Source organism: Amycolatopsis sp. NPDC051061 (genome assembly GCF_040682935.1).
Classification (GTDB): Bacteria; Actinomycetota; Actinomycetes; order Mycobacteriales; family Pseudonocardiaceae; genus Amycolatopsis.
Map to the genome: position 1 here is coordinate 27,403 of NZ_JBFBBZ010000050.1, position 23,681 is coordinate 51,083.

Annotated in this window: 19 protein-coding genes; 4 read left to right on the top strand and 15 right to left on the bottom strand. The window is 71.3% G+C overall.

Going from position 1 to position 23,681, the window contains the following annotated elements; all coding sequences use genetic code 11:
* Nucleotides 1–84: 84 nt before the first annotated feature.
* Nucleotides 85–1,002 (bottom strand): cation diffusion facilitator family transporter, encoded by a 918-nt coding sequence (locus AB0N03_RS42320; RefSeq protein ID WP_364384941.1) that lies wholly within the window; start codon nt 1,000–1,002, stop codon nt 85–87.
* A gap of 135 nt (nt 1,003–1,137) precedes the next feature.
* Here AB0N03_RS42320 and AB0N03_RS42325 point away from each other — a divergent pair, with 135 nt between their 5' ends.
* On the top strand, nt 1,138–4,050 hold the full coding sequence (locus tag AB0N03_RS42325; RefSeq protein ID WP_364385016.1) for a BTAD domain-containing putative transcriptional regulator: 2,913 nt from the start codon (nt 1,138–1,140) through the stop codon (nt 4,048–4,050).
* A 431-nt stretch (nt 4,051–4,481) separates the two neighbouring features.
* On the opposite strand, the gene manA is transcribed toward AB0N03_RS42325, so the two are convergent.
* The 5 genes from manA to AB0N03_RS42350 form a co-directional block, all read right to left on the bottom strand.
* Nucleotides 4,482–5,711 (bottom strand): mannose-6-phosphate isomerase, class I, encoded by a 1,230-nt coding sequence (gene manA / locus AB0N03_RS42330; protein ID WP_364385019.1) that lies wholly within the window; start codon nt 5,709–5,711, stop codon nt 4,482–4,484.
* Between the two features lie 54 nt (nt 5,712–5,765).
* Nucleotides 5,766–6,860, bottom strand: coding sequence for a hypothetical protein (locus AB0N03_RS42335; RefSeq protein ID WP_364384944.1), 1,095 nt, complete (start codon nt 6,858–6,860; stop codon nt 5,766–5,768).
* Nucleotides 6,844–7,065, bottom strand: a complete 222-nt coding sequence (locus AB0N03_RS42340) for a Trm112 family protein (RefSeq protein ID WP_364384947.1) — start codon at nt 7,063–7,065, stop codon at nt 6,844–6,846. The genes AB0N03_RS42335 and AB0N03_RS42340 overlap by 17 nt, the downstream gene beginning before the upstream one ends.
* A gap of 84 nt (nt 7,066–7,149) precedes the next feature.
* Entirely contained in the window at nt 7,150–8,505 is a 1,356-nt protein-coding gene (locus tag AB0N03_RS42345) for a phosphomannomutase/phosphoglucomutase (RefSeq protein ID WP_364384950.1), read from the bottom strand.
* An 80-nt stretch (nt 8,506–8,585) separates the two neighbouring features.
* On the bottom strand, nt 8,586–8,939 hold the full coding sequence (locus tag AB0N03_RS42350) for a DUF3499 domain-containing protein (RefSeq protein WP_026468546.1): 354 nt from the start codon (nt 8,937–8,939) through the stop codon (nt 8,586–8,588).
* Between the two features lie 79 nt (nt 8,940–9,018).
* On the opposite strand from AB0N03_RS42350, the gene AB0N03_RS42355 reads away from it, so the two are divergent.
* The gene (locus AB0N03_RS42355) at nt 9,019–9,483 is read left to right on the top strand and encodes a metallopeptidase family protein (protein ID WP_364384953.1); all 465 of its coding nucleotides are present in this window, start codon (nt 9,019–9,021) and stop codon (nt 9,481–9,483) included.
* A gap of 97 nt (nt 9,484–9,580) precedes the next feature.
* Here the strand turns inward: AB0N03_RS42355 and AB0N03_RS42360 are convergent, their stop codons facing one another.
* Together AB0N03_RS42360 and AB0N03_RS42365 are read right to left on the bottom strand one after the other, a co-directional pair.
* The gene (locus tag AB0N03_RS42360) at nt 9,581–12,856 is read right to left on the bottom strand and encodes a glycosyltransferase family 2 protein (protein WP_364384955.1); all 3,276 of its coding nucleotides are present in this window, start codon (nt 12,854–12,856) and stop codon (nt 9,581–9,583) included.
* Nucleotides 12,857–12,989: 133 nt separating this feature from the next.
* Nucleotides 12,990–13,277 carry a WhiB family transcriptional regulator gene (locus AB0N03_RS42365; RefSeq protein ID WP_364385022.1) on the bottom strand — a complete coding sequence of 96 codons (288 nt, stop codon included), beginning with the start codon at nt 13,275–13,277 and terminating at the stop codon, nt 12,990–12,992.
* 261 nt (nt 13,278–13,538) lie between these two features.
* On the opposite strand from AB0N03_RS42365, the gene AB0N03_RS42370 reads away from it, so the two are divergent.
* A complete protein-coding gene (locus AB0N03_RS42370) occupies nt 13,539–14,300 on the top strand; it encodes a site-2 protease family protein (RefSeq protein WP_364385025.1) in 762 nt (253 codons plus the stop codon).
* A 119-nt stretch (nt 14,301–14,419) separates the two neighbouring features.
* Here AB0N03_RS42370 and AB0N03_RS42375 read toward each other — a convergent pair whose 3' ends face one another.
* Genes AB0N03_RS42375 through mshB form a run of 3 tightly spaced genes read right to left on the bottom strand, consistent with a single transcriptional unit; the run spans nt 14,420 to nt 16,425 of the window.
* Nucleotides 14,420–15,199, bottom strand: coding sequence for a hypothetical protein (locus AB0N03_RS42375; RefSeq protein ID WP_364384958.1), 780 nt, complete (start codon nt 15,197–15,199; stop codon nt 14,420–14,422).
* Nucleotides 15,192–15,581 (bottom strand): hypothetical protein, encoded by a 390-nt coding sequence (locus AB0N03_RS42380; RefSeq protein WP_364384961.1) that lies wholly within the window; start codon nt 15,579–15,581, stop codon nt 15,192–15,194. Before AB0N03_RS42380 ends, AB0N03_RS42375 begins: the two co-directional genes overlap by 8 nt.
* A 1-nt stretch (nt 15,582) precedes the next feature.
* Nucleotides 15,583–16,425, bottom strand: a complete 843-nt coding sequence (gene mshB, locus AB0N03_RS42385; RefSeq protein WP_364384963.1) for an N-acetyl-1-D-myo-inositol-2-amino-2-deoxy-alpha-D-glucopyranoside deacetylase — start codon at nt 16,423–16,425, stop codon at nt 15,583–15,585.
* Nucleotides 16,426–16,538: 113 nt separating this feature from the next.
* On the opposite strand from mshB, the gene AB0N03_RS42390 reads away from it, so the two are divergent.
* A complete protein-coding gene (locus tag AB0N03_RS42390; protein WP_364384965.1) occupies nt 16,539–18,320 on the top strand; it encodes an ABC transporter ATP-binding protein in 1,782 nt (593 codons plus the stop codon).
* A gap of 91 nt (nt 18,321–18,411) precedes the next feature.
* On the opposite strand, the gene AB0N03_RS42395 is transcribed toward AB0N03_RS42390, so the two are convergent.
* The 4 genes from AB0N03_RS42395 to AB0N03_RS42410 all read right to left on the bottom strand — a co-directional run bounded on the left by AB0N03_RS42395 (nt 18,412) and on the right by AB0N03_RS42410 (nt 23,447).
* A complete protein-coding gene (locus tag AB0N03_RS42395) occupies nt 18,412–19,428 on the bottom strand; it encodes an ABC transporter permease (protein ID WP_364384967.1) in 1,017 nt (338 codons plus the stop codon).
* 80 nt (nt 19,429–19,508) lie between these two features.
* Nucleotides 19,509–20,429 (bottom strand): ABC transporter permease, encoded by a 921-nt coding sequence (locus AB0N03_RS42400; protein ID WP_364385028.1) that lies wholly within the window; start codon nt 20,427–20,429, stop codon nt 19,509–19,511.
* 1 nt (nt 20,430) lies between these two features.
* Nucleotides 20,431–21,447: an ABC transporter permease gene (locus AB0N03_RS42405; RefSeq protein WP_364384970.1), complete on the bottom strand. Its 1,017-nt coding sequence runs from the start codon at nt 21,445–21,447 to the stop codon at nt 20,431–20,433.
* Nucleotides 21,448–21,638: 191 nt separating this feature from the next.
* Entirely contained in the window at nt 21,639–23,447 is a 1,809-nt protein-coding gene (locus tag AB0N03_RS42410; RefSeq protein ID WP_364384973.1) for an ABC transporter family substrate-binding protein, read from the bottom strand.
* Between the last annotated feature and the right edge of the window lie 234 nt (nt 23,448–23,681).

The window sequence follows — 23,681 nt, forward strand, 5'->3', positions numbered from 1 at the left end:
TTGACCTCCTGCGGCTGGCCTGCATGTATCGCGGTAGGTCACCCTATCGGGTCAGACGCGTGACGGCTCGCCGAACGCCGGGGCCTACTTCGCGAGACTGCGGTCGAGGTCCGGTTCGAGGTAGATCAGCTTCGCGACGGGTACCTTGGCGCGGACGCGGGCCTCGGCGTCGTCGATGGCCGCGGCCAGCTCGGCGGTGTCGAGGCCGGGGACCATCGCCAGCTTCGCGGCGACGAGCAGCTCGTCCGGGCCCATGTACTGGGTGCGGATGTGGATGACCCGCTCGACCTTGCCGGCGGCGAGCTCGTCGACGATCGTCGCGAGCACCGGCTCGTTGGCGCCTTCGCCGATGAGCAGGCTCTTCATCTCGACGATGAGGATGATCGCGATGACGCCGAGCAGCGCGCCGATCGCGAGGGTGCCGACGCCGTCCCAGACGGGGTTGCCGGTGACGACGGACAGCCCGACGCCGAGCAGCGCCAGGATCAGGCCGATCAGCGCGCCGGCGTCCTCCAGGAGGACGACGGGGAGCTCGGGCTCCTTGGCCTGGCGGATGAAGCCCCACCAGCTCACGTCGCCCTTGATCTTCCGGGACTCGCCGATGGCGGTGTAGAAGCTGTAGCCCTCCAGGCCGACCGCGACGAGCAGGATGATCACGGCGACGATCGGCGATTCCAGGGGTTCCGGGTGACCGATCTTGTGGATGCCCTCGTAGAACGCGAAGGCGGACCCGAGCGTGAAGAGCATCAGCGCGACGATGAAGGAGTAGAAGTACCGGTCGCGGCCGTAGCCGAAGGGGTGCTCCTGGTCGGCCGCGCGCTTCGACGTCTTCTGGCCGAGCAGCAGCAGGCCCTGGTTCGTCGTGTCGGCCAGCGAGTGCACGGACTCCGCGAGCATCGACGACGACCCGGTGACGAGGAAGCCGGCGAACTTCGCGGCCGCGATCCCGGCGTTCGCCCCGAGCGCGGCGATGATCGCCTTGGTTCCGCCTCCAGCTGACACGACCGCTCCCCTGCCGAAGTTCCCGAATTGCCGGTTTGGAGCCTAGAGGACCCTGATCGGTTCCCGCGCCGCACCGCCCCGTTTCTGTCGTACCCCTTCGCTACGGTGGCCGCTCCGGCACTGGGGAAGGTGGACATGGCGCACTTCGGCGTGCTCGGGCCGCTCGCCGTCGAGAGCCCGCCCGGGCACTGGGTCACGCTGCGCGGCGAGCGGCAGCGCACCCTGCTGGCCGTGCTGCTGCTCAACGCCGGCCAGCACGTCCACGCCGACGTGCTGGTCGAAGCGCTGTGGCCGGAGCGGCCGCCGAAGTCCTATGCCTCGAACCTGCACACCTACCTCTCGCGGCTGCGCGAGCGGATCGACGGCCTGCGCGTCGAGCACGGGCCGCCCGGCTACCGGCTGTGCGTCGAACCCGGCGAGCTCGACCTGCTCGTCTTCCGGTCGGCCGTCGCCGACGGGCAGCGGGCCGGGGACGCACTCGCCGCGTCGAGGCACTACCGGCGGGCGCTCGCGCAGTGGCGGGGGCCGGTGCTGGCCGGGCTGCACGTCCCGCGGCTCGACGCCGACGTCGCGCGGCTGGAGTCCGAACGGCTCGCCGTGTTCGAAGACTGCGTCGACGCCGAGCTCACCGCCGGCCGTCACGGGGAGCTGACCGGCGAGCTGCAGGCCATGATCACCGAGCACCCGCTGCGGGAGCGGCTGGCCGCGCAGCTGATGATCGCGCTGCACCGGGCCGGGCGGCAGGGCGACTCCCTCGAGATCTACCGGCGGCTGCGCACCACGCTGATCGAGGAGCTCGGCGTCGAACCGGGCGCCGAGGTGCGGCGCGTGCACGCCGCCGTCCTGCGCGGCGAGGACCCGGTGCCGCGGATGCCGCCGCCGGTCTGGCCGGTGTGCCAGCTGCCGCCGGACATCGCGGACTTCACCGGCCGCGACGCCGAGCTGGCCGAGCTCACCGGCGTGCTGGGCAGCGGCGCCGGCGTCCCGCTCGCCGTGCTCAGCGGCGAACCGGGCGCGGGCAAGAGCACCCTGGCCGTGCGCGCCGCGCACCGGCTGCGGGCGCGGTTCCCGGACGGTCAGCTGTACGTGCCGCTGGGCGGGCGCGACATCGGCGAGGTGCTGGCCGACCTGCTGCGCGCGCTCGGCGTGCCCGGCCCGGCGGTGCCGGACGACGTCCGCGCCCGCGCGGCGGTGTTCCGCGGCCGGCTGACCGACCGGCGGGTGCTGGTGGTGCTCGACGACGCCGCCGACCCCGAGCACGTCCGCGCCCTGTTGCCGGGCACGCCGGGCTGCGCGGTGCTGGTGACGAGCCGGCCGCGCCTGAGCGGGCTGGCCGGCGCGCACCGGCTGTCCCTCGGCCCGCTGTCCGACGCCGAAGCCACCGAGCTGCTGAACCGGCTCGCCGGGGCGCGCGTGGCCCGGGAGCGCGCGGACGCGGGCCGGATCGTCGCGGCGTGCGCGCGGCTGCCGCTGGCCCTGCGGATCGCGGGCAGCCGGCTGGCCATCCGCCCGCACCTGCGGCTCGGCGAGCTGGCCGACCGGCTGGAGGACGAGGTCCGCCGCCTCGACGAGCTGACGGTGAGCGACCTGGCCGTCCGCAGCAGCATCGCGCTGAGCCACGAAGGCCTCCGGCCGCCGGCGCGGCGCGCGTTCGGGCTGCTCGGGCGGTGCCGGCTCGTCGACCTGCCGGCGTGGGCGGTCACGACGCTCATCGGCGAGCCGGACGCGGACGAGGCCGTCGAAGAGCTCGTCGAAGCGAGCCTGCTGGAGGCGCGCGGACCGGATCCGACCGGCGAGGGCCGGTACCGGATGCACGACCTCGTCCGGCTGTACGCGGCGGAAGGGCCGCCGGAGGAGGGCGGCGCGTCGACGGTGCTGGCGGCGACCCTCGCGCTGGCCGACGCGGCCGCGGCCCGCCTGCCGCGCACGGTGCCGATGCCGGCGCCGGTCCACGAGCCGTTCCCGCAGCCGTTGCCGGGTTCGTTGGTCGAGCGGCTGCTGGAACGTCCGAACGAGTGGTTCGCGGCCGAGCGCGCGAACCTCGTGCGGCTCATCGGGTCGCTGGGTGCGCGGGAAGCGTTGCTGCTGCTGGACAAGCTGAGCGTGTACCTGTACCTGCACGGGCACTACGCGGACATGCGCGCGGCGTACGAAACGGTTCTGGCGGCGACGGACGATCGCCCGACGGCGGCGATCGCCGAGGCGAACCTGGCGCTGCTGCGGCACGCGCGCGGCCAGTACGAGGAGGCCGCGTCGGCGTATCGCGAATGCGCGAAGGAGCTCGAAGCCCACGGCGACCACCGCACGCACGCGTGGGTTTCGGCGAACCTGGCGCACTGCCTGATCGGCCTGGGCCGCGCGGAAGAGGCGTTGCACACCGTGCGTTCACTGTCCGCTTTGGACGACCAGTTCCTGGTCCGGGAAGCGGAATCGGCGGCCCTGCTGCGGCTGGGCCGGGTGGCGGAGGCCCGGGAGGTCGACCGGCTCGCCCTGGCCTCGGCCCGGGCCACGGGTGACCCGCGCCGGATCGGCACGGCGCTGCACGGGTTCGCGTGGTCGTCCCTGCTGACGGGCGACGGTGCGGCGGCGGAGGCGGCGATCACGGAGTCGGTGGAGCTGCTGCGCGGGACGATGGCGCGTTCGGCGCTGGCGAAGTCGTTGCGCACGCTGGGCGCGATCTCGGCGGCGACGGGGGCCCGGGATCGCGCGACGGCGGCGTTCGAGGAAGCCCGCGACCTCGCCCGGGACCTGGACGAGCGGCCCCGGGAGCTGTCCTGCACCCGCGCGCTGGCGGCGAGCTGGATCGGCGAAGGGCGGGCGGCGCAGGCGATCCCGGTGCTCCGGGCGTGCCTGGACGAGTTCCGCGAGATGGGCGGCAGATCCGCGACCGGCTTGACGTGGCTGGTGCTGAGCCGGGCGTGTGAGGCGGTGGGTTCCCCGGACGAAGCGTCGGCGGCGGCCGCCGAAGCGGCGGTTCTGGCGGACCCTCGCGACGCGAGCGCGGCCGCCTTGCGGCGAGCGCTGCTCGCGCTGACGGAGCCGGCCTGAGGCGAACACCCGTCGGACGGGACGGGGTGGTGCCGCCCCCTCGCGACACCACCCCCAGCCCAGGGCGCCGGACGATACCGCCCGGCGCCACCCCCAGTGGACCGGCGCGCGCCAGCGCACCAGGGTCCCCCCTTGGTGTCGATCGTGGCGGACGCCGCCACACGGAACGCACACAGAAGCCGGCCAGACACCCGAAGGCCGGCCGACGTACCCAGAGAGTCGGCTGGCGTACTCGAAGGGTCGGCTCACGTACCCAGAGAGTCGGCTGGCGTACCCAGAGAGTCGGCTCACGTACTTGGAAGGTCGGTTCACGAGCCGACCCCCGGGATACGCGAGCCGACCGTCCAGGTACGCGAGCCGACCGTCCAGGTACGCGAGCCGACCGTCTGGGTACGTGAGTCGGCTGCCGAGGTGCGGGAGCTGGGCTGGTGTCAGTCTTCGCAGGTTCCCGCGGTGGCCCGGAACAGCTGGGCCCGCGCGCCGTCCAGCGGGCGCACGCGCACCGGCGGGTCCGCCGCCGGCAGCCACACCGACTGGCCCCGGCGCAGCTCGACCTTCTCGCCGTCGTCGGCCGTCACCAGCAGGTCGCCCGCTGTGCACAGCAGGATCTGCGGGCCCACGCTGTCGACCGAGATCTCGTCGTCCTGACCCGCGGCCCACTCGACGCGCGACAGCTCGAACTCCGGCGCGTCGGTCCGGTACACCGCCATCCGGCCGCCGGCTTCGCCGCACTGGACCGGCATCTCGCCGCACGCGAAGTCGACCACGCGCAGCAGCTCCGGGACGTCCACGTGCTTCGGCGTCAGGCCGCAGCGCAGGATGTTGTCCGAGTTCGCCAGGATCTCCACGGCCGTGCCGTGCAGGTACAGGTGCAGGTTGCCGGCCGGCAGGTAGATCGCCTCGCCCGCGCGCAGCGTCAGCCGGTTCAGCAGCAACGCCGCCAGCACGCCCGCGTCCCGCGGGTGCGCCTCGCCGAGCTCCAGGATCGTCCGGCACTCGACCGCGAACTCGCCGTGCTCCTGGACGTGCCGGACGCAGGCGTCCAGCACGTCCGGCAGCAGCGCGTCGAGCGACGGCTGCGGCAGCGTGATCCACGTCGTGAACAGCGCGCGCAGCCCCGACGGGTCCGGCTGCGCCTCGATCAGCCCGGTGTACTTCGCCAGCCCCGGCGTCTCGATCGCCTTCAGCAGCTTCACCGTGCGGTCCGGCTCGCGGAACCCGGCCAGCGCGTGGAACTCCGTCAGCGCACAGACCAGCTCGGGCTTCGCCGTCGGGTCCGGGTAGTTGCGGTTCGACGCGTCCCGGGGGATGCCTCGCTTCTCCTCGCGGGCGTGTCCCTCCGCGGCCTGCGCCGCCGACGGGTGCGCCTGCATCGACAGCGGCTCCTCCGCGGCGAGGATCTTCAGCAGGAACGGCAGCCGCCCGCCCCACCGCTTCGCGCACCGCTCGCCGAGCTGACGCACCGGGTCGGCGTCGACCAGCTCGAGCAGGCTCCGCTCGGTCCCGTCGGGGCCGATGACGTGCGACGGGTCGCCCGGGTGGGCACCCATCCACAGCTCGGCCTCGGGGTGCGGCGCGGGTACCGGACGGCCCAGCAGCTCGGGGATCGCCGTCCGCGATCCCCAGGCGTAGGGCCGCACCGCGTTGCGCAGCAGCTCCACTGTCACCTCAACTCCACTCCTTCGGCGTCCGCCGGGGCCGGTGCCCGGCGGGTCTCACGCCGTCGCGGGCGCGAAGCGGCCCGCGCCGCCGATGCTCCCCGCCGCCAGCCCGAGATAGACCGCCGCCAGTTCGAACCGCAGCGCCAGCACCGCGGCCCGCACGATTTCGTCCGCCTCGATCTCCTCGGCCGGGGCGATGACCTCCGCCCCGGGCAGCAGATCCTCGGCCTGGAAGCGCGCCGCGTCCGTGGCCGGACCGGTTCGCACCGAGAGGAGCAGCACCCGAGTCGGGATGTCACCTGATGGATCGTCCGGATCGGCGAAGATGTCACGTTCCGCGCCACTCGAAAGTGCGGCCCGCCGCAATGCGGGACGCGCCAGAGCCTGACGATAGTCCTCGACGTCACAGACGGTAGCAGCGTGGGCGGCAAACGCGTGCGCAGCGTGTTCGCCGACGGCGACCGCGACCGGGTCCAGACCCCACAGCAGGGGCACGCGGTCCGCGACGCGCAGCGCGAGCGCCTTGGCCGGGTTCGCGAACGACTCCCGGGCCAGGTAGTCCTTCTCGGCTTCCAGGTCGAGCTGGTCGGCCAGCTCCTGGACGTCGGAGACCAGCAGGCCCAGCGCGTTCGCGGTGAGCAGCCCCGCGGCCAGGCCGCGCGGGAACGCCAGCTCCGGCGGCACCGGTATGCGCGGCGCCAGCAGCAAGCCCTTGCCCGCCACGGCGGCCGCGACCGGACCTTCGGCCGGCGCGGAGAGCACGACCGAGGCGCCGAAGCGCGCGGCGCGCTCCAGCGACGCGGCGAGCTCGCGGTCGCCGGGGTCGTCGGTGTGCGCGAAGACGACGTCGAGCGCGCCGATCCAGCTCGGCACCACCTCGGCGACGACGACCGGCACCGGGCACGCCGGCGCCAGCAGCGCCGCGAGCAGCCGGGTGAGCGTCCGGCTCACGCCCGGCCGGTCGATCAGCACCAGGGCGCGCGGGCGCCCCACGTCGAGCCGGTCGGCCAGCCCCATCTCGGCCGCGAGCTCGGCGGCCGCCCGCACCTGGGCGCCGGCCATCGCGGCAGCTCGCAGCAGCCCCGCGCTGTCGGCCTCGGCCAAACGCGCGGCGTCGTCGAGCAGTGAGTCGTCAAGCACTGTCGGCATCGGATTTTCCGGCGTCGCCCGGCAGGGTGGCCTCGTCGAGGAGCAGCACCGGGATCCCGTCACGGACCGGGTACACGCGACCGCATTCGGTGCACGTCAGTGCGTCGGCTTCGGGGTCGTCCGGTGCCCCGGGGCGCAACGGGGCGTGATCGGGCGACGGGCACGCCAGGATCTCGAGGAGCTGGGCGTCGAGCGTGATGGCCATGGTTCCTCCATACCACGCGGTGAGGTGTGGTGAAGGGCATCTTCCGGACACAGTTGGCCCCGGCCGCCCTTCACCCGGGACGGGTCAGCTGCGGATGATCGCGAGTACTTCGTCCACCAGCGCCTGCACCGCCTCGGTGTTCGCGGCCTCGACGTTCAGCCGGAGCAGCGGTTCGGTGTTCGACGGGCGCAGGTTGAACCAGGCGCCGCCCGGCAGCTGCACGGTCAGGCCGTCCAGCTCGTCGAGCTCGACGCCGGACCGGACACCGAAGGCGTCCTTGACCGCCATCATCTTCGCGACCTGGTCGTCCACGGTCGAGTTGATCTCGCCCGAAGCCGCGTAGCGCGAGTACGCGCTGGTCAGCTCGGACAGCGGGCCGTCCTGCTCGCCGAGGGCGGCGAGGACGTGCAACGCCGCCAGCATGCCGGTATCGGCGCGCCAGAAGTCGCGGAAGTAGTAGTGCGCGGAGTGCTCGCCGCCGAAGATGGCGCCGGTGCGGGCCATCTCGGCCTTGATGAACGAGTGGCCGACGCGGGTGCGGACCGGCCTGCCGCCGTGCTCGGAGACGATCTCCGGCACGCCCTTGGACGTGATCAGGTTGTGGATGACCGTGCCGCCCGGGTCCTTGACCAGCTCGCGGACGGCGACCAGCGCGGTGATCGCGCTCGGCGAAACCGGCTCGCCGCGCTCGTCGACGATGAAGCAGCGGTCGGCGTCGCCGTCGAAGGCGACGCCCGCGTCCGCGCCGACCTCGCGCACCTTCGCCTGCAGGTCGACGATGTTCGCCGGGTCGAGCGGGTTGGCCTCGTGGTTCGGGAAGCTGCCGTCGAGCTCGAAGTACATCGGGACGACGTCGATCGGGAGCCCGTCGAAGACGGTCGGGACGGTGTGGCCGCCCATGCCGTTGCCGGCGTCGACGACGACCTTCAGCGGCCGGTTGCCCGACAGGTCGACAAGGTTGCGCAGGTAGGCGGCGTAGTCGGCGAGGACGTCCCGCTCGGACACGCTGCCGCGCTGGCCCTCGAAGCCGGGCACGCCCTGCTCGATCGTGTCGCGGATCTCGGCGAGCCCGGTGTCCTGGCCGACCGGGGAGGCACCGGCGCGGCACATCTTGATGCCGTTGTACTTGGCCGGGTTGTGGCTCGCGGTGAACATCGCGCCCGGCAGGTTCAGCGAACCCGAGGCGAAGTAGAGCTGGTCGGTGCTGGCCAGTCCGATGCTCACGACGTCGAGGCCCTGCGAGGTGACGCCCTCGGCGAAGGCCGCCGCCAGGCCCGGCGACGAGTCGCGCATGTCGTGCCCGATCACCACGGCCGGCGCTTCCGGCTTGATGAGCAGGGCGAACGCGGCGCCGAAGTCGCGGACGAGGTCCGCGTCGAGCTGCTCGCCGACCACGCCGCGAATGTCGTAGGCCTTCACGATGCCCGAAAGGTCTGGCACGCCGTCTCCCCGCGATTAGTCGTCCCGGCGCCCGCTGCGCCGCGCGGAAAGCCTACCGGCGGTGGTGGTGGGTTACGCGCTCAGGCGCGACCGGGGAGGACGCGCAGGTGCCCACGGCGCCCGGAGGGGCCCTCGGGCTCGGGCGCGGGGGCCGGTTTGCCGGGGCGGCCGGCCTCGCGCACAGCCTCGGCCAGCGCCGTCAACTCGTCGGCCGACGGGTCGGGCGCGGCGAAGGCGCCTTCGTGGCGGACGACTTCCCAGCCCTTGGGGACGGTCAGCCGCAGCGCGTGGGCTTCGCAGAGGTCGTACGAGTGCGGCTCCGAGGCGGTGGCCAGGGGGCCGACGACGGCGGTCGAGTCGCTGTAGGCATACGTCAGCGTGGCCACAGCCGGCTCGAGACAGCCGGTACGCGAACACTTCCGTACGCTTCGCACGATCCGAAACGATAGCGCGTCGCCGCAAGCTAGTAGGAGCGACACGCGCTGGGACGCGCCGACCGCATAGACTTCCGGGGTGGCGACGGCTCGTGACTACCGACAGCGGCGGCGCTCGCGACGGGACCGGCACGGCCGGGGCCTGCGCGGGACGCTGTACCCGGCGACCCTGCCCGCCGCCGCGAGCCGCGCGGAGCGGTTCGACGCGCTGGTGCTCGACGCGCTGGAGCCGATCGAGGCCCGGTGGCGCCACGAGCTGACGAAGCTCGACGTGGCGGTCGACGACGTGCCCGAGGTCCGGGAGAACGGCCGGGCGCCGTCCGACGGCGTGCTGCACGACGGCGCGGTGCCGCTGTCGCGGCTGGTGCCGGCGGGCGTGGACCGGACCGGGCTGCCGACGCGGGCGCGGATCGTGCTCTACCGGCGGCCGCTCGAGGCTCGCGCGAAGGATCCGTCGGAGCTGGCGGATCTGGTGCACGACGTGCTGGTCGAGCAGGTGGCCGGGTACCTCGGCGTGGAACCGGACGTCATCGAAGGCGAGTGACCCGAGCGCCCCAATGTGGCCTTCGGTGCGTTGAACGCACCCAAGGGGCCCTTCGGTGCGTTGAACGCACCCAAGGCCACATTGGGGCGTTGGAAACTCAGGGGCGGCGCCGGGCCGGGACCGCCGTCAGCAGCGTGAACAGCACCGCCGCCAGCTGAGCGAGCAGCAGCAGGTTCCGTTCCGTCCCCGGGAACTCCAGCGTCACCTCGGACGACGTCGGCGGCACCGACACCGCCACCTGGTGTCTCCAGGCCGGCACGATCGGCACGCTCTTGCCGCCCACCGACGCCTTCCAGCCCGCTTCCTGCTCCGCCGCGAGCACCAGCAGCCGCCCGGTCGGCCCGTCGGACACCCGGACCCGCACGTCCGGCAGCCCCGCCTGGACCGGCGCCACGCCCGGCGCGTTCCCGGGCGCGCCGCCGCCCGTCACCGCCGCCTTCGCCTGCTCCGGCGAGATCAAGATCACCTGTCCGGCCGGCGGGAGCAGGCGCAGCACGCCGCGGCCGTCGGACGTCGGGGCCGCCACCGAAACCAGGTCCTTGGCGAGCGGCACGTACGCCTGCGGGTCGACCCCGGCGGGCAGCACCACGAACTGCACCCCCGCGGCGGCCGCGGCGGCGAACGCGCGCTGGACCGCCCCCGCGTCGCCCTGGCCCAGATCCCGGCGCCAGGAAGCCAGCCGGGCGGGAGTTCCGGGCGTCGGGGCCAGTTCGTCGTCGCCGTAGTGGGGCAGGCGGCCGCTGATCTGCCGGGTCGCGTCCGGCGCGATGTCCAGCACCGACCGGCCGGACGCGGACACCTCCGCCGAAACCTCCGGCGCGAGGGAAGGCCGGTCGCCGGCCCGCAGCGGTCCCTGGCCGCCGACGACCACCGCGCCGGCCGCCAGCGCGAGGAACACCCCGGCCCCGGCGATCGCGAACACCTTCGGCAGCCACGGCGACGGCACGCCGGCCGAGCCGCCGCGCCGCCATGAGCCGAGCACGACCCACAACAGCCCGGCGCCGACGATCAGCAGCGGCACACCCGCGTAGCCGTGCGCGGGTGCTCCACCCGGCATCGGCGTCGCCGTCACCAGGCGCACCAGGACCAGCCCGCCCGCGCCCAGGGCGGCCAGCGCGAGGCCGCCGGCGGAGAGCTTCGTCGGGCGGACGACCAGCGCCACCAACGCCGCCGCGATCACCGCGACGCCGATCGGCCACGCGCCCGGCCCGCCCGGGTCGAGCCCGGCCAGGTCGGTGCCGGACACCGTCGAAGCCGCGCCGCCGAGCCCCTGCACCAGCAGCTCCGGGTGCCGCAGCAGGACCGTCGGCCACGGCAGCAGCAACGCCAGCGGCAGCAGCACCACGATGCCGACCGACGCGATCCGCCGCGCCAGCCCGGTCGGCGCGGGCAGCACCACGAAGCCGATCAGCAGCCCGGCGAGCGCGAGCCCGTGCGCCAGCGGCGAGAACGCGCCGAGCAGCGCCACCCCGAACGCCGAGAGCGCCGAAACGTGCAGCCACCGCGTGTCCGCCCGGACCAGCAGCCCGGCGAGGCCCGCGGCCACGAGCGGCAGCACGAGGTGCACCACGACGACGTCGAGCCGCCCCTGCGCCACGCCGGAGGTCGCGGCGGGCAGCAGCGCGTAGGTCGCGGCGACGACCGCGCGGACCCACCGGCGCACGCGCAGCCGGCGCGTCGCCGCGTACGCGCTCAGCGCCGCCAGCGGGATGTCGCCGAGGAGCAGGATCGCCACCAGCGCGGCCGGGCCGCCGATCGGCGCGAACACCGCGCCGAGCGTGCCGAGCACCGGCAGCGTCGCCGACGCGGGCGCGCCGGTGCCGCCGGCGACCGCGTGCCACGGCGTCAGGTACGACGTCCAGAGTTCGCCGAGCCCGCCGACCGGCAGCAGCTTGCCGCCGACGAGGTCGAGGCCGAGCCGGGCGCGGTTGACCACCAGCCCCAGCGCGGTCATCACCACGAGCAGCACCACCGGCGGCGCGAAGATCGTCGCCGCGAGCACGCGCCGCCGGTTCACCTCGACGAAGACGAGTTCCGGCTCTTCGACCGCGGCCGGTACTTCTTCGGCGGACTCGGAGACCGGTTCGGGCGCCGGGGTTTCCGGCAGCGCGACGGCGACGAGCGTGCCCGGCTTGCGCAGCCCGTTCCCCCGCGAGCTGAGCCCGCGCAGGGCGCCGGCGGGCAGCGCGTCCGGCCCGACCGGACGGGTCTCGCGCGCGTCGAGCGCTTCCGGCGTCACCCACGCCGACTCGGTTTCGACGGTCTCGGGCACGCGGCCGAGCGCGACGTCTTCCTCGACGCCGCGGCGGACGAGCCCGACGACGCCCGCGCGGACGGCGTTGCGCAGCCGCGTCACGCGTCCGGTGAAGAGCCCGCGAACCGTGCCCGGCCGCGGATTCCGCCGTCGGCGGGCGCGGGCGGCGCGCAATCCGCCGCGTCCACTGAGGAGGTACGTCGCGGCGGCGAACTCGGCGCGCGCTTCCCCGGTGCGGCGCAGCAGGACGAACACGAGCGCGCGCAGGAGGGAGAGCAGCGGGAGCCGGATCATCCCCAGCCAGAAGGAAAACGGCGAGCAGTTCACGAGGAACACCCGCAGCCCGTGAGCGCGGTTCGCGGCCGCGAGCGGGGCGGCGACGGCATCCGCCGCGCGCTGCCCGGTGGTGACGGCGCGCGCGTGCCGCACCCGCGCGGTCGGCACCGAGAGGACGAGTCCGCCGGCGGCGTTCGCGCGCCAGCCGAAGTCGAGATCCTCGCGCAGCAACGGGAAATCGGGGTCGAAGCCGCCGAGCTCGTCCCAGGCGTCGCGGCGCACGAGCGAGCCCGCGCTGGGCACGGCGAGCACTTCGGCCGGCTCGTCGCCGAGCGCGGCGACCTGCTGGCGGTGGCCGGACGCGTCGGTGGACAGGCCCGCTTCGACGATCAGCCGCGGGTCGGTCCAGTCGAGGCCCAGCGAGCCGAGCACGGTCGCCGACGGGGTTTTGGTGGCGACGCGCAGGAGTTCGTCGAGGCAGTCGGGCTCGGGCGCGCAGTCGTCGTGCAGCAGCCACAGCCACGCACCGGGGTCGCCCCAGCGCTCGGTGGCGTGCTCGACGGCTCCGGCGACCGCGGCGGCGAAGCCGGTGTCACCCGGAAGTGTGATGACGCCGGAGAGCACGGGGGTCGCGTCCGGGCCGGGATCCTCGGCGGCTTCGGCGAGCAGCCGCGGGGTCGCGTCGGTGGAACCGGTGTCCACGGCGAGCACGTGCCGGGGCCGGACAGTGCTGCGGCGCAACGAAGAAAGCGCCAGCGGCAGCCAGTTTTCGCCGTTGTGACAGACCACAATGGCCAGAACGGGCGCGGTGCGCAGGACGGGCGGCGCGGCGGTGCGGGGCAACGAACGCTCCAGATCAGGCGGCGGATCGGTGCGGCCACCCTACGGCCCCGGTCCGTCACCCGATGGTGAACCCACGCCGAGTGTTCACCTCGTGGAATCACCGGTGACGCCTCGCATCACCGGTGACTCCCCCTCAAACGACGCGTTTCTTCAGCTTCCGGCGCTCCCGCTCGGACAGACCGCCCCAGATGCCGAAGCGTTCGTCCTTGGCCAGCGCGTACTCAAGGCACTCGTCCTTGACCTCGCAGCCCAGGCAGATCCGCTTGGCTTCACGGGTGGAACCGCCCTTCTCGGGGAAGAACGCCTCCGGGTCCGTCTGCGCGCACAGGGCGCGTTCCTGCCAATCCTGCTCTTCCTCGGTGGCATCGATGAGCTCGGTGAGATCTCCCAGAGCCTGCTCCGGGATCTCGCCCCAACCCATGACGTGCCCCCATTCCTTACCATCGGCTTCCAACCGCACGTCCGCCTCCTCGCTCCCTAGCACTCCCCAGGCTGGCGGTGGTGAAACGACACTCGCCGTCCCCTCGACGACGAATGACATCACTGTGATTACACCCGTGTAGTGCGGTCAGGTCAAGCGGAGTAGCGAGTTCGGGGGACGTTCCGGCCGGATCGCGCAAGGGGACACGCCGGTAACTTCACACCGGGCATACGGAAGACTGGAAGCGTGCAGAAGTCAGCAGTGCGTCCCAGCCCGATCTTCCTCGGCATCCTCGCGCTCACCGTCGCCGGCGGCGCGATGGCCGCGTTCGGTGACATCAACACCGTTTTCGTCCGCGACCGCGACCCGCTGCTCATCGCCGGCGTCGTGATCTTCGTCGCCGCCGGTTGGGTGGCCTCGCTGTCGCTGCACGAGTTCGGCCACGCGATGGTCGCCTACCGCGGCGGCGACTACAGCGTCGCCCACAAGGGTTACCTGACCCTCGACGTGCGGAAGTACACCGACCCCGTCCTCTCGATCATCCTGCCGCTGATCTTCCTGATCATCGGCGGCATCCCGCTCCCGGGCGGCGCGGTGTGGATCAACCGCGGCGCGCTGAAGTCGCGCGGGACGTCGTCGTGGGTGTCGCTGGCCGGGCCGCTGAGCAACCTCGCGGTCGGCGCGGCGCTGGCCCTGGTGGTCGCGCTGATCCCGATGGCCGGCGGCCTGGTGATCGCGATCTCCTACCTGGCCCTGCTGCAGGTCGTGACGTTCATCCTCAACATCCTCCCGATCCCGGGCCTCGACGGCTGGGGCGCGATCGAGCCGTACCTCCCGCCGCGGGCGCGCGAACTCGGGGCCAAACTGCGCCCGTGGGCGCCGATCGCCCTGTTCGCGATCCTGTGGTTCTTCCGCCCGGCGAACACCGCCCTGTGGGAAGGCTCGTACGCGATCTTCGGCGCGTTCGGCGGCTATGTGGACGGTGCGCAGATCGGGTTCAGCGTCTTCCAGTTCTGGAACTGAGGTTTGAGCGGGGCGCCGCACGGGAAGATCACGTGCAGCGCGAACCTGCCCTTCCGGCCACCTTCGGCAGGATCGCCGGGAAACGGCGTCGCGCGGAGATCGCACTCAGGGCGGGAAGATCAGGTGCGGTGCTCGGTCAGCCACACGTGGGCCCGCTTCCAGACCTCCCGCAACCCCGACCGCTCGCCGAAGTAGTCCGCCGCCGCGCCGACCACCGGCAGCATCCCGATCGCCCGGTGCAGGAAGTTCCCGCGCGGCCGCTTCTCCAGCTCGCCCGTGATCCCGAGCAGCCCGCGCCCGAGGCGCCACAGGGTGCCGGCCGCCGCCTTCACCGTCGCTTTGCCGTGCTTCTTCTCCGACGCTGTCAGCTCTTCGGTCAGCTTCGCCGCTTCGTCCGCCTCCGCGGCTTCGTCGTGCTCCGGGTGCTTGCCTGCCGCGAGGTCGGCGTCGATCTCGCGCTCGAACAGCACCGACGCGATGAGCTGCACCCGCGTTCCGACGTCCGTCACGCCGTACTCACCCGCGATCGCGCACAGCAGCAGTCCCTGCGACGCCGCCCCCAGCGTGTCCTGCACGGGCAGCCGGTCGGCCAGCGCGCCGCCCAGGCCCGGGATCGACGTCAGCAGCGCCGTGAAGCGGCCGACGCGGTTCATCCACCAGCTCGACCGGTCGTAGCCCGTCATCCGCGCCCACGCGGCCGTGCCGGGCACCTTCACCGACGTCACGCCGTGGATCAGCTTCGCCTTGAGGCCGGACTCGACCTCGGCCAAGTCGTCCCCCGCTCGCGCCTGCAGGCCGAACGGGTCGGACTCGCGCAGCGCGTCGAGCATCGGCCCGCACGCCCGCACGAACGGCCGCAGCACGGCCACGACCTGGCGGTCGGAGATCGCTTCACCCACGTCCCGGGCTCCTTCCCACGGCGGCCCGGCCCAGCCCGCCGCCGAGCACCAGCGCGCCCGGCAGCGCGCTCGCGCCGAGCAGCACCAGCGCGCGCCAGTCCTGGATCAGCACCAGGTCGCCGCCCGGGCCCAGCAGGCCGAACCCGAACACGACGACCACCCACACCGCCAGGGGTACCCACGAAAGCCCCGGCCGCACCAGCTTCGCCGTCGTCGACACCAGCCACGGCGTCGTGACGGCGCCGACGACGACCGTCACCGGCAGCGGCACGACCCCGATCCGCAGCGGCAGGAAGAACAGCTCGAGCACGGCCAGCAGCACCGTGTCCACGGCGAGCAGCGCCAGGATCAGCCGCTGTTCCCAGGTCAACGGCTCCGGCACGTCACAGCCCGCCGAACAGGTCGTCCGCCGCACCCTCGGCCGGCCCGTGGGCCAGGACGAAGGAGTCGTGCGCCGGGATCGGCTGGGCCAGCTCGTTCGTCAGCGCGAAGTACGGGACGTCGCCGTCGACCACGGCCAGCTGCGTCGCGTGCGCGCGCAGGGCCGCCAGCTTCGCCGGGACGTACGCGGCGACGTCGAGCTTCGTCGTGATCTCCTCGTCCGGCGTCACCGGCAGCTCGTCGTCGGCCGGCACGCGGTGCTCCCGCTCGACGGCCCGCAGCGCGGCCAGCCCGGTGCGCATCGCGTCACTCGAAGTGACGGTGTGGAACACCCGCGCCACCGACTCCGCGCGGGGCGCCGCCGCCATCGTGATCTCGTGGGCACGGATGTGGTCGGGATGGCCGTAGCCGCCGAAGGAGTCGTAGGTGACGACGACCTGGGGGCGCACCTCGTCGAGGATCTCCGCGAGCTGCGCGGCCTGCTCTTCGGCGCTCCCGCCGGTGAACGCCCGCGGGTGCGACGCCGACGGCGTGTTCGCCATGCCCGAATCGCGCCAGCGGCCGATCCCGCCCAGGTAACGATGTCGTGACACCCCCAGCGCGGCGCACGCGGCCGTCAGCTCGGCGACGCGGTAGCCGCCCAGCTGGTCGGCCGCCCAGGCGCCCAGCCCCGCCAGCTCGGGCAGGCCGGCCATGATCTCGCCCTCTTCGCCGAGCGTGCAGGTCACGACGGTCACTTCGGTACCTTCGGCGGCGTAACGTGCGATCGTGGCGCCGGTGGTGATGCTCTCGTCGTCTGGATGGGCGTGGACGAGCAGCAGCCTGCGCGGTACCGGGGAGATCACGGGTTGAGCGTAATTCCCGTGCTCCGACCTTCGTCGGGGACACCCTCGGTTATCCTCGCGCGAGTCGCGACCGCCGCGTCGCGATCGTCTGTACCCCCACGAAGGGCATCTTGGTGAGCACTGAAGCAACTTCGGCGGACGTCGCCGGCGTGTCCGGATCGGTCTTGTCGATCTCCGATCTGAGCGTGTCGTTCCAGACCGAGGACGGCGTCGTGAACGCCGTCAAGGGCATCGGTTTCGACGTCAAGCCGGGCGAGATCGTCGCCGTGGTCGGGGAGTCCGGGTCCGGCAAGTCCGTCACGTCGATGTCGGTGCTGGGTCTGCTGCCCAAGACCAGCAGGATCGCCGGCGAGCTGCGCCTCGGCGAGCGCAACCTGGCGGATCTCAAAGAGAAGGACATGCAGAAGATCCGCGGCAACCAGGTCGCGATGATCTTCCAGGAGCCGATGACCGCGCTGAACCCGGTCTACACGGTCGGCTGGCAGCTGCGCGAGGCCCTGCGCTCGCACCAGGAGATCTCGAAGGCCGCCGCCGACCGCCGCGCGGTCGAGCTGCTCGACATGGTCGGCATCCCGAACCCGGAACTGCGGTTCAAGCAGTACCCGCACCAGCTGTCGGGCGGTCTGCGCCAGCGCGTCGTCATCGCCATGGCGATCTCCTGCGACCCGAAGGTCATCATCGCCGACGAGCCGACCACCGCGCTCGACGTCACGGTGCAGGCGGAGATCCTGGGCCTGCTGCGCAAGCTGCGCGACACCCTCGACACCGCGATCGTGCTGATCACCCACGACATGGGCGTCGTCGCCGACATGGCCGACCGCGTCATCGTGATGTACCAGGGCGAGATCGTCGAAGAGGCCCCGTCCCGCGAGCTGTTCGCGTCGCCGAAGGAGGACTACACCCGGCGGTTGCTGGCCGCGGTGCCGGTGCTCGGCCAGCGCCCGGAAGGGCGCCGCCTGCTCGACGACACCGGGATCACCTCCGACAGCACCGAGGCGGCCAGGATCGCCGAGGAGATCCGGCTCGCCGACGCCGAGCTGGAGGCCGTGATCGAGGAGGCCGCACCGGCCCTCGAGATCAAGAACCTGGTGCTCGAGTACCCCGGCCGCCGCGGCCAGACCAAGAACCGCGCGGTGGACGACGTCTCGCTGACCATCGCCAAGGGCGAGATCGTCGGCCTGGTGGGCGAGTCCGGCTCGGGCAAGACGACCGTCGGCCGCTGCGCTGTCGGCCTGCTCCGGGCGACCGAGGGCACGATCGCGATCGCGGGCAGGGACATCACGAAGATGTCGGCGAAGGAGCTTCGCCCGCTTCGCCGGTACTTCGCGATCGTGTTCCAGGACCCGGCGTCCACTCTGGACCCGAAGATGACGATCGGCGAGTCCATCGCCGAGCCGATGGTGCTGCACAAGGTGCTGGGCGGCAAGGAGCTGTCGGCCCGCGTGCGGTCGCTGCTCGACAAGGTCGAGCTGGGCGGGCACTACATGAACCGCTACCCGCACGAGCTTTCGGGCGGCCAACGCCAGCGCGTGGCGATCGCCCGGGCGCTGTCCCTGGACCCGGCGCTGCTGATCGCGGACGAGCCGACGTCGGCGCTGGACGTGTCGGTGCAGGCCCGCGTGCTGGACCTGTTCCTCGACCTGCAGCAGTCGCTGCAGTTCGCGTGCCTGTTCATCAGCCATGACCTGGCGGTGGTCGACCTGCTCGCCGACCGCGTCGCGGTGATGCAGCACGGCAAGCTGGTCGAGATCGGCACGCGCGACCAGGTGCTGCACTCGCCGCAGCAGGACTACACGCGCCGCCTGCTGTCGGCGGCGCCGGTCGCGGACCCGGTGCTGCAGGCCGAGCGCCGCGCGGCCTGGGAGGCCGGCAAGCTGGCCCCGGTCGCCGACTGACCGAGCGCCCCAAGGCGGCCTTGGGTGCGTTCAACGCACCGAAGGCCGCCTTGGGTGCGTTCAAAGCACCGAAGGCCACATTGGGGCGCTGCTAGCCCACCCGGATGCGGGGGTCGAGGATCCCGTACATCAGGTCGGCCAGCAGGTTCGCCACCACGACGCTCGCCGCGATCACCACCAGCCAGCCCATCAGCACCTGGGGGTCGTTCTTGTTGACCGCCTCCACCAGCAGCGTGCCCATGCCGTGCCAGTTGAAGACCGTCTCCGTGATGATCGCGCCCGTCACCGTGGCGCCGAAGTTGACCGAGAACAGCGTCATCACCGGAATCAGCGCGTTGCGGAACGCGTGCCGCCAGATCACGCGGCTGTTCGAGACGCCCTTGGCGCGCGCTGTGCGCACGTAATCGGCGCCCAGGACCTCCAGCATCGACGCACGCTGAAATCGGCTGTACGCGGCGAACGTGATGGCCATGATGGACAGCGTCGGCAGCAGGAACGCGCCGACGTACTTCGCGAGCGCGTCGCCCACTCCGGTCGCCGAGAGGCTCTCCGGGCTCGTCGTGCGCAGCCACGGGTTGCCGAGGACGTCGGCCAGGCCCAGCTGCCGCACCCAGCCGTTGAGCTGGATCGCGTAGCCCTTGAGGACGATGGCGATGCAGAAGATCGGCATCGAGAACATCAGGAACGCCAGCGTCGTGGCGAGGTAGTCCCAGAGCGAGTACTGCTTGACCGCGGCGAGGACCCCGACCAGGACGCCGAAGATCAGGGCCAGCACCGACGCCGCCAGCACCAGTTCGAGCGTCACGCGGAACGCCGCCAGCACCTTCGGGGCGACCGGCTGGAGCGCGTTGCCCTGCGCGATGGAAATGCCCCAGTCGCCGCTGAGGAAGTGGCCGAGCCAGGTGAAGTACCGGGCGAAGACGCCCTGGTCCAGGCCCAGCTTGTGCTCGGTGTCGGCGATCGCCTGGAGGTTGATGCCGGGCTTGCTGCGCAGCTCGCCGAGCGGGTCGCCCGTGTTGGCGACCATGACGAAGCAGAGGAACGTGCCGATCAGCAGGACCGGGACGGAGATGGTCAGCCGGCGGAACACGTAGAGCACGAGATTCATCCGAAACCCCCAGGTCCGGCGATCCCCGCGCGAAAACGGACGCGGGGGCGACCGGAACCGGTCACCCCCGCGTCACGCGTTCAGGCCTTCATTCTCCGCTGACGCGGGTCGAAGGCGTCGCGAAGACCGTCACCGATGAAGTTGATCGTCAGTGAAATCAGCACGAGCACGATGAACGGCCCGAAGAACAGCGCCGGCCGCGTCTGCAGCTGGGCGTAGTTCTCCAGGATGACGCGGCCGAGCGAGGTGTCCGGCAGCTGGACACCGAGGCCGATGAACGACAGCGCGGCTTCCGCCAGCACGGCCTGCGCGACCGCGAGGGTCGCGTTGACGGTGATGCTGCCGACCATGTTCGGCACCAGGTGCTTGAAGATGATCCGGAACGTGCCGGCACCCGAAGCGCGCGCCGCGTCGACGAACTCACGCTGGGACAGCGACATCGCTTCGGCGCGGGTGATCCGGGCGATCTGCATCCAGCCGAACGACGCCAGCACCAGCGCGACGATGTACCAGGAGCCGCTCCCGAACACCTTCGCCAGGATGGCCGCCGCGGCGATCTGCGGGATAATCAGGAACAGGTCCGTCACCCGCGAGATCGCCGAGTCGGTGAACCGGCGCAGGTAGCCCGCCAGCGCACCCAGCACGACGCCGACGACGGTCGACAGGATCGACACCGTGAGGGCGATCAGCAGCGAGAACTGGGTGCCGCGCAGGATCTGCGACACCATGTCCTTGCCGACCTGCGTGGTGCCCAGCGGGAAGTCGCCGTTCGGCTTCGCGAAGGACGGGAAGGAGCTGTCCTCGTAGCTGTGCTTCCAGAAGAGCGGCAGCAGGATGCTGAGCACGATGATCAGCAGCAGCACCGCGGTCGACGCCATGGCCAGCTTGTGGTGCAGGAACTTCCGGAGCACCAGCTTGCCCTGGCTCCGGGGTTCGGGCAGCGCTTCCGGCGGGAGCGTTCCGTCCTTGGTCGCGGTCTCGCTCGCGAGAAGGGAGTTCAAGTCAGCCAACGCGAATCCTCGGGTCCAGGATGCCGTACACCAGGTCGGCGATCAGGTTGGCGACGATCACGCTGGTGGCGATGACCACGAGCCAGCCCATCATCACCTGAGTGTCGTTCTTGTTGACGGCTTCCACCAGCAATGTGCCCATACCGTGCCAGTTGAACACCGTTTCGGTGATGATCGCGCCGGCGAGCACCGACCCGAAGTTCACCGAGAACAGCGTCGTGACGGGGATCAGGGCGTTGCGGAACGCGTGCCGGAAGATGACCCGGCCGTTCGCGAGGCCCTTGGCCCGCGCGGTGCGCACGTAGTCCGAGCCCATGACCTCGAGCATCGAGGCCCGCTGGAACCGGCTGTACGCGGCGAAGCTGATCGCCATGATCGACAGCGTCGGGAGCAGGTAGGCGCCGATCGTGCTGGTTATGAAGTCGCCGACGCCGTCCGTTTTCAGCTGTTCCGGGCTGGTCGTGCGTAGCCATGGATTGCCGAGGACGTCCTGCAGGCCGAGATCGCGAACCCAGCCGTTGATCTCGATCGCGTAGTTCTTCAACACGATCGCGATGCAGAAGATCGGCATCGAGAACAGCAGGAAGGCCAGCGTGGTGGCGAGGTAGTCGACGATCGAGTACTGCTTCACCGCGGCGAGCACGCCGACGATGATGCCGATGATCAGCGCGAGGATCTCGGCCCCGACGACCAGCTTGAACGTGACGCCGAACGCGGCCAGCACCTTCGGCGCGACCGGCTGCAGCGCGTTGCCCTGCGCGATGGACGTGCCCCAGTCACCCGACAGGAAGTCGCCGAGCCAGCTGAAGTACCGCGGCACGATGCCCTGGTCCAGGCCCAGCTTGTGGGAGAGCGCGTCGATCGCTTCCTTGCTCAGCTGCGGGTTGTGGCGAAGCTCGCCGAGCGGGTCACCGGTGGCGGCGACCATCACGAACGACAAAAAGGTCCCGACCAGGAGGACGGGAATCGATATCGCCAGACGGCGAAGGATGTAGATCACCAGGTTCAACGAACTGCTCCTCATCCGGGCCTGGTCGTCAGAAGTGCGCTGGACCGCTACCCGGTTGTCTACCGTAGTGGCGGTAACCCTACGGTCAACAGCTACTTCCGGTGGGTACCGGGGCCCGGCTCGTGGCCGGGCCCCGGTACCTCCCAGGTCATCTGGAACGAGGGGAAAGAAGCTGCGGGGCTAGGCCCTGCTTACTTCTTTTCCCACTCGCCGGCGTTCCACAGGACACCGTTGTAGGACTGCATGTACACGCGGTCGATGCCCTTGAACGCCCACATGCTCGGCGTCTGGAACAGCGGCAGGGTCGCATACTTGTCCGCGATCGCCTTGTCGGCGGCCTGGTAGCTCTGCGTCTTGACGGTCTCGTCGGTCGCCTTCACGGCCGTGTTGAACGCGTCGTCGATCTTCTGGTCGCAGAGGTTCTGGTAGTTCTGGTCACCGCCGTCGTTCGGGCAGACGTAGATCGAACGCGACTGCGACTTGAACGGCGCCGAGGACCAGCCGAACAGCGCGATGTCGTAGTCACCGGTCGAGACGCGGCCACCCTTGAGGAAGTTGGCGTCGGTCTCGTCCTTGACCTCGATACCGGCCGCCTTGGCCTGCGAGATGATGATCTCGACGGTCTGGCTGCGGCGGGCGTTCTGGTTGTGCGTGATCTTGAACGAAGCCCGCTGGCCGCCCTTGGCGAAGATGCCGTCGCCACCCTTGACCCAACCGGCGTCGGTCAGGGTCTTGGCCGCGGCGTCGGCGCCCAGGCCGGCCTTGCTGCCGTAGAGGTCGGTGTAGCCCTCTTCACCCTGGAAGAACACGACCGAGTTCAGCGGAGCCGCGTCGGCCTGGACTTCCTTGAGCAGCTTGTCGGTGATCGCCTTGCGGTCGACCGACTCGAAGAACGCCTTGCGCAGCGCGTCGTCCTTGAACATGCGGTTGAACTGCAGGTCAAGGTGCTCGTAGGTGAGCTGCGGGGCCGAGCCGTAGGTCACGCCCTGCGGGGCGAGGCCCTTCATCGTGGTGGCCGCGGTGGCGTCCGGCTGGGTCGACGCCGCGACGTCGATCTCGCCGTTCTGCAGCGCGGTCGCCATGGCCTTGGTGTCTTCCATGGCCCGGACGACGATCTTGGCGGGGCCACCCTTGCCGCCCGACCACTTCGGGTTCTTCACGAGCGTGACGGACTTCTGGTTCGCGTCGAACGAGTCGATCATGTACGGGCCGGAGGCCGGCATGAGCGCCTTGTCGAAGCCCTTCCACTTGTTCGTCCAGAAGTCGCCGGCCTTGGAGAGCTGGGCCGGGTCACCGGTCGGCGCGAGCTTGGTGATGTCCGCGATGCCGGTCCCCTTCTCGAGGACGTGCGCCGGCAGGATCGAGACGCCGCTGAACAGACCCTTGTAGTCGAGGTACGGCTCGCTGTAGTCCGTCTCGAAGGTCAGGGCGTCCTTGCAGGTGGCCGTCTTGATCTTGTCGTAGCCGGTCGTCGAAGCGGCGTTGAACGGGTTCTTGCCGTCCGTGCCCTTCGCCGTGCCGTTCTGCGACAGCCAGTTGAGGTACAGGTCCTTGCAGTCGAAGGGGGCGTCGTCCGACCACTTCTGGTTCGGCTTGATCTTGTACGTGACGACCTGCGGGTCCTTGGAGGTCACGTCGACCGAGTCGAACATGTCGTTGTTGAGCAGCACCTTGTTGTTGCCGTCGAGGACGAACGAGTCTTCGAGGACGGCGGTCAAGATGTAGGTGTTGTACGAGCTGTTGGTGTCCGGGGTCTGGTTGTTGTACCCCGAGTACCCGTCGTCGATCCCGACCGTGACCGTGCCGTCCCAGCCCTTGACGTCCGCGAGCTTGAACGAGTCACCCTGCTCGGCCTTGCCGACCGCCATCGCCTTGACGTCGGTCGACGACCCGTTCGTGTCGGTGCTACCCGAGCCCGAATCGCCGCCGCTGCAGGCGCTCAGCAGCAGCGAGGCGCCTGCGACGAGCGACAAGGCGGAGACTGCTTTGGTTCTCCTCATGAAGTGTGCCCTCCTAGCACTGAGTCCTTGAATTGTGACAAGGACCCACACCGCTCCGGTTTGGTGCCGGAGCCTACGACACGCCAAGCGACACTCAACTGGCGCACTGCGGGAGCACGCTAGAAAGGAAAAGCACCGACAGTCACCAGTTCAGGGTCGATCGTGACCAAAGGGTGACTTCCAGCCGACATCCAGAAATACGACGGTTACCTCACGGATTCACCAACTCCCACT

What these genes read in the sequence shown, in the direction of transcription:
- AB0N03_RS42325 (WP_364385016.1), top strand. Translation starts at nt 1,138, where the DNA reads ATGGCGCACTTCGGCGTGCTCGGGCCGCTCGCCGTCGAGAGCCCGCCC.
- AB0N03_RS42335 (WP_364384944.1), bottom strand. Translation starts at nt 6,860, where the DNA reads ATGCCGACAGTGCTTGACGACTCACTGCTCGACGACGCCGCGCGTTTG.
- AB0N03_RS42340 (WP_364384947.1), bottom strand. Translation starts at nt 7,065, where the DNA reads ATGGCCATCACGCTCGACGCCCAGCTCCTCGAGATCCTGGCGTGCCCG.
- AB0N03_RS42365 (WP_364385022.1), bottom strand. Translation starts at nt 13,277, where the DNA reads ATGGGTTGGGGCGAGATCCCGGAGCAGGCTCTGGGAGATCTCACCGAG.
- AB0N03_RS42395 (WP_364384967.1), bottom strand. Translation starts at nt 19,428, where the DNA reads ATGAATCTCGTGCTCTACGTGTTCCGCCGGCTGACCATCTCCGTCCCG.
- AB0N03_RS42410 (WP_364384973.1), bottom strand. Translation starts at nt 23,447, where the DNA reads ATGAGGAGAACCAAAGCAGTCTCCGCCTTGTCGCTCGTCGCAGGCGCC.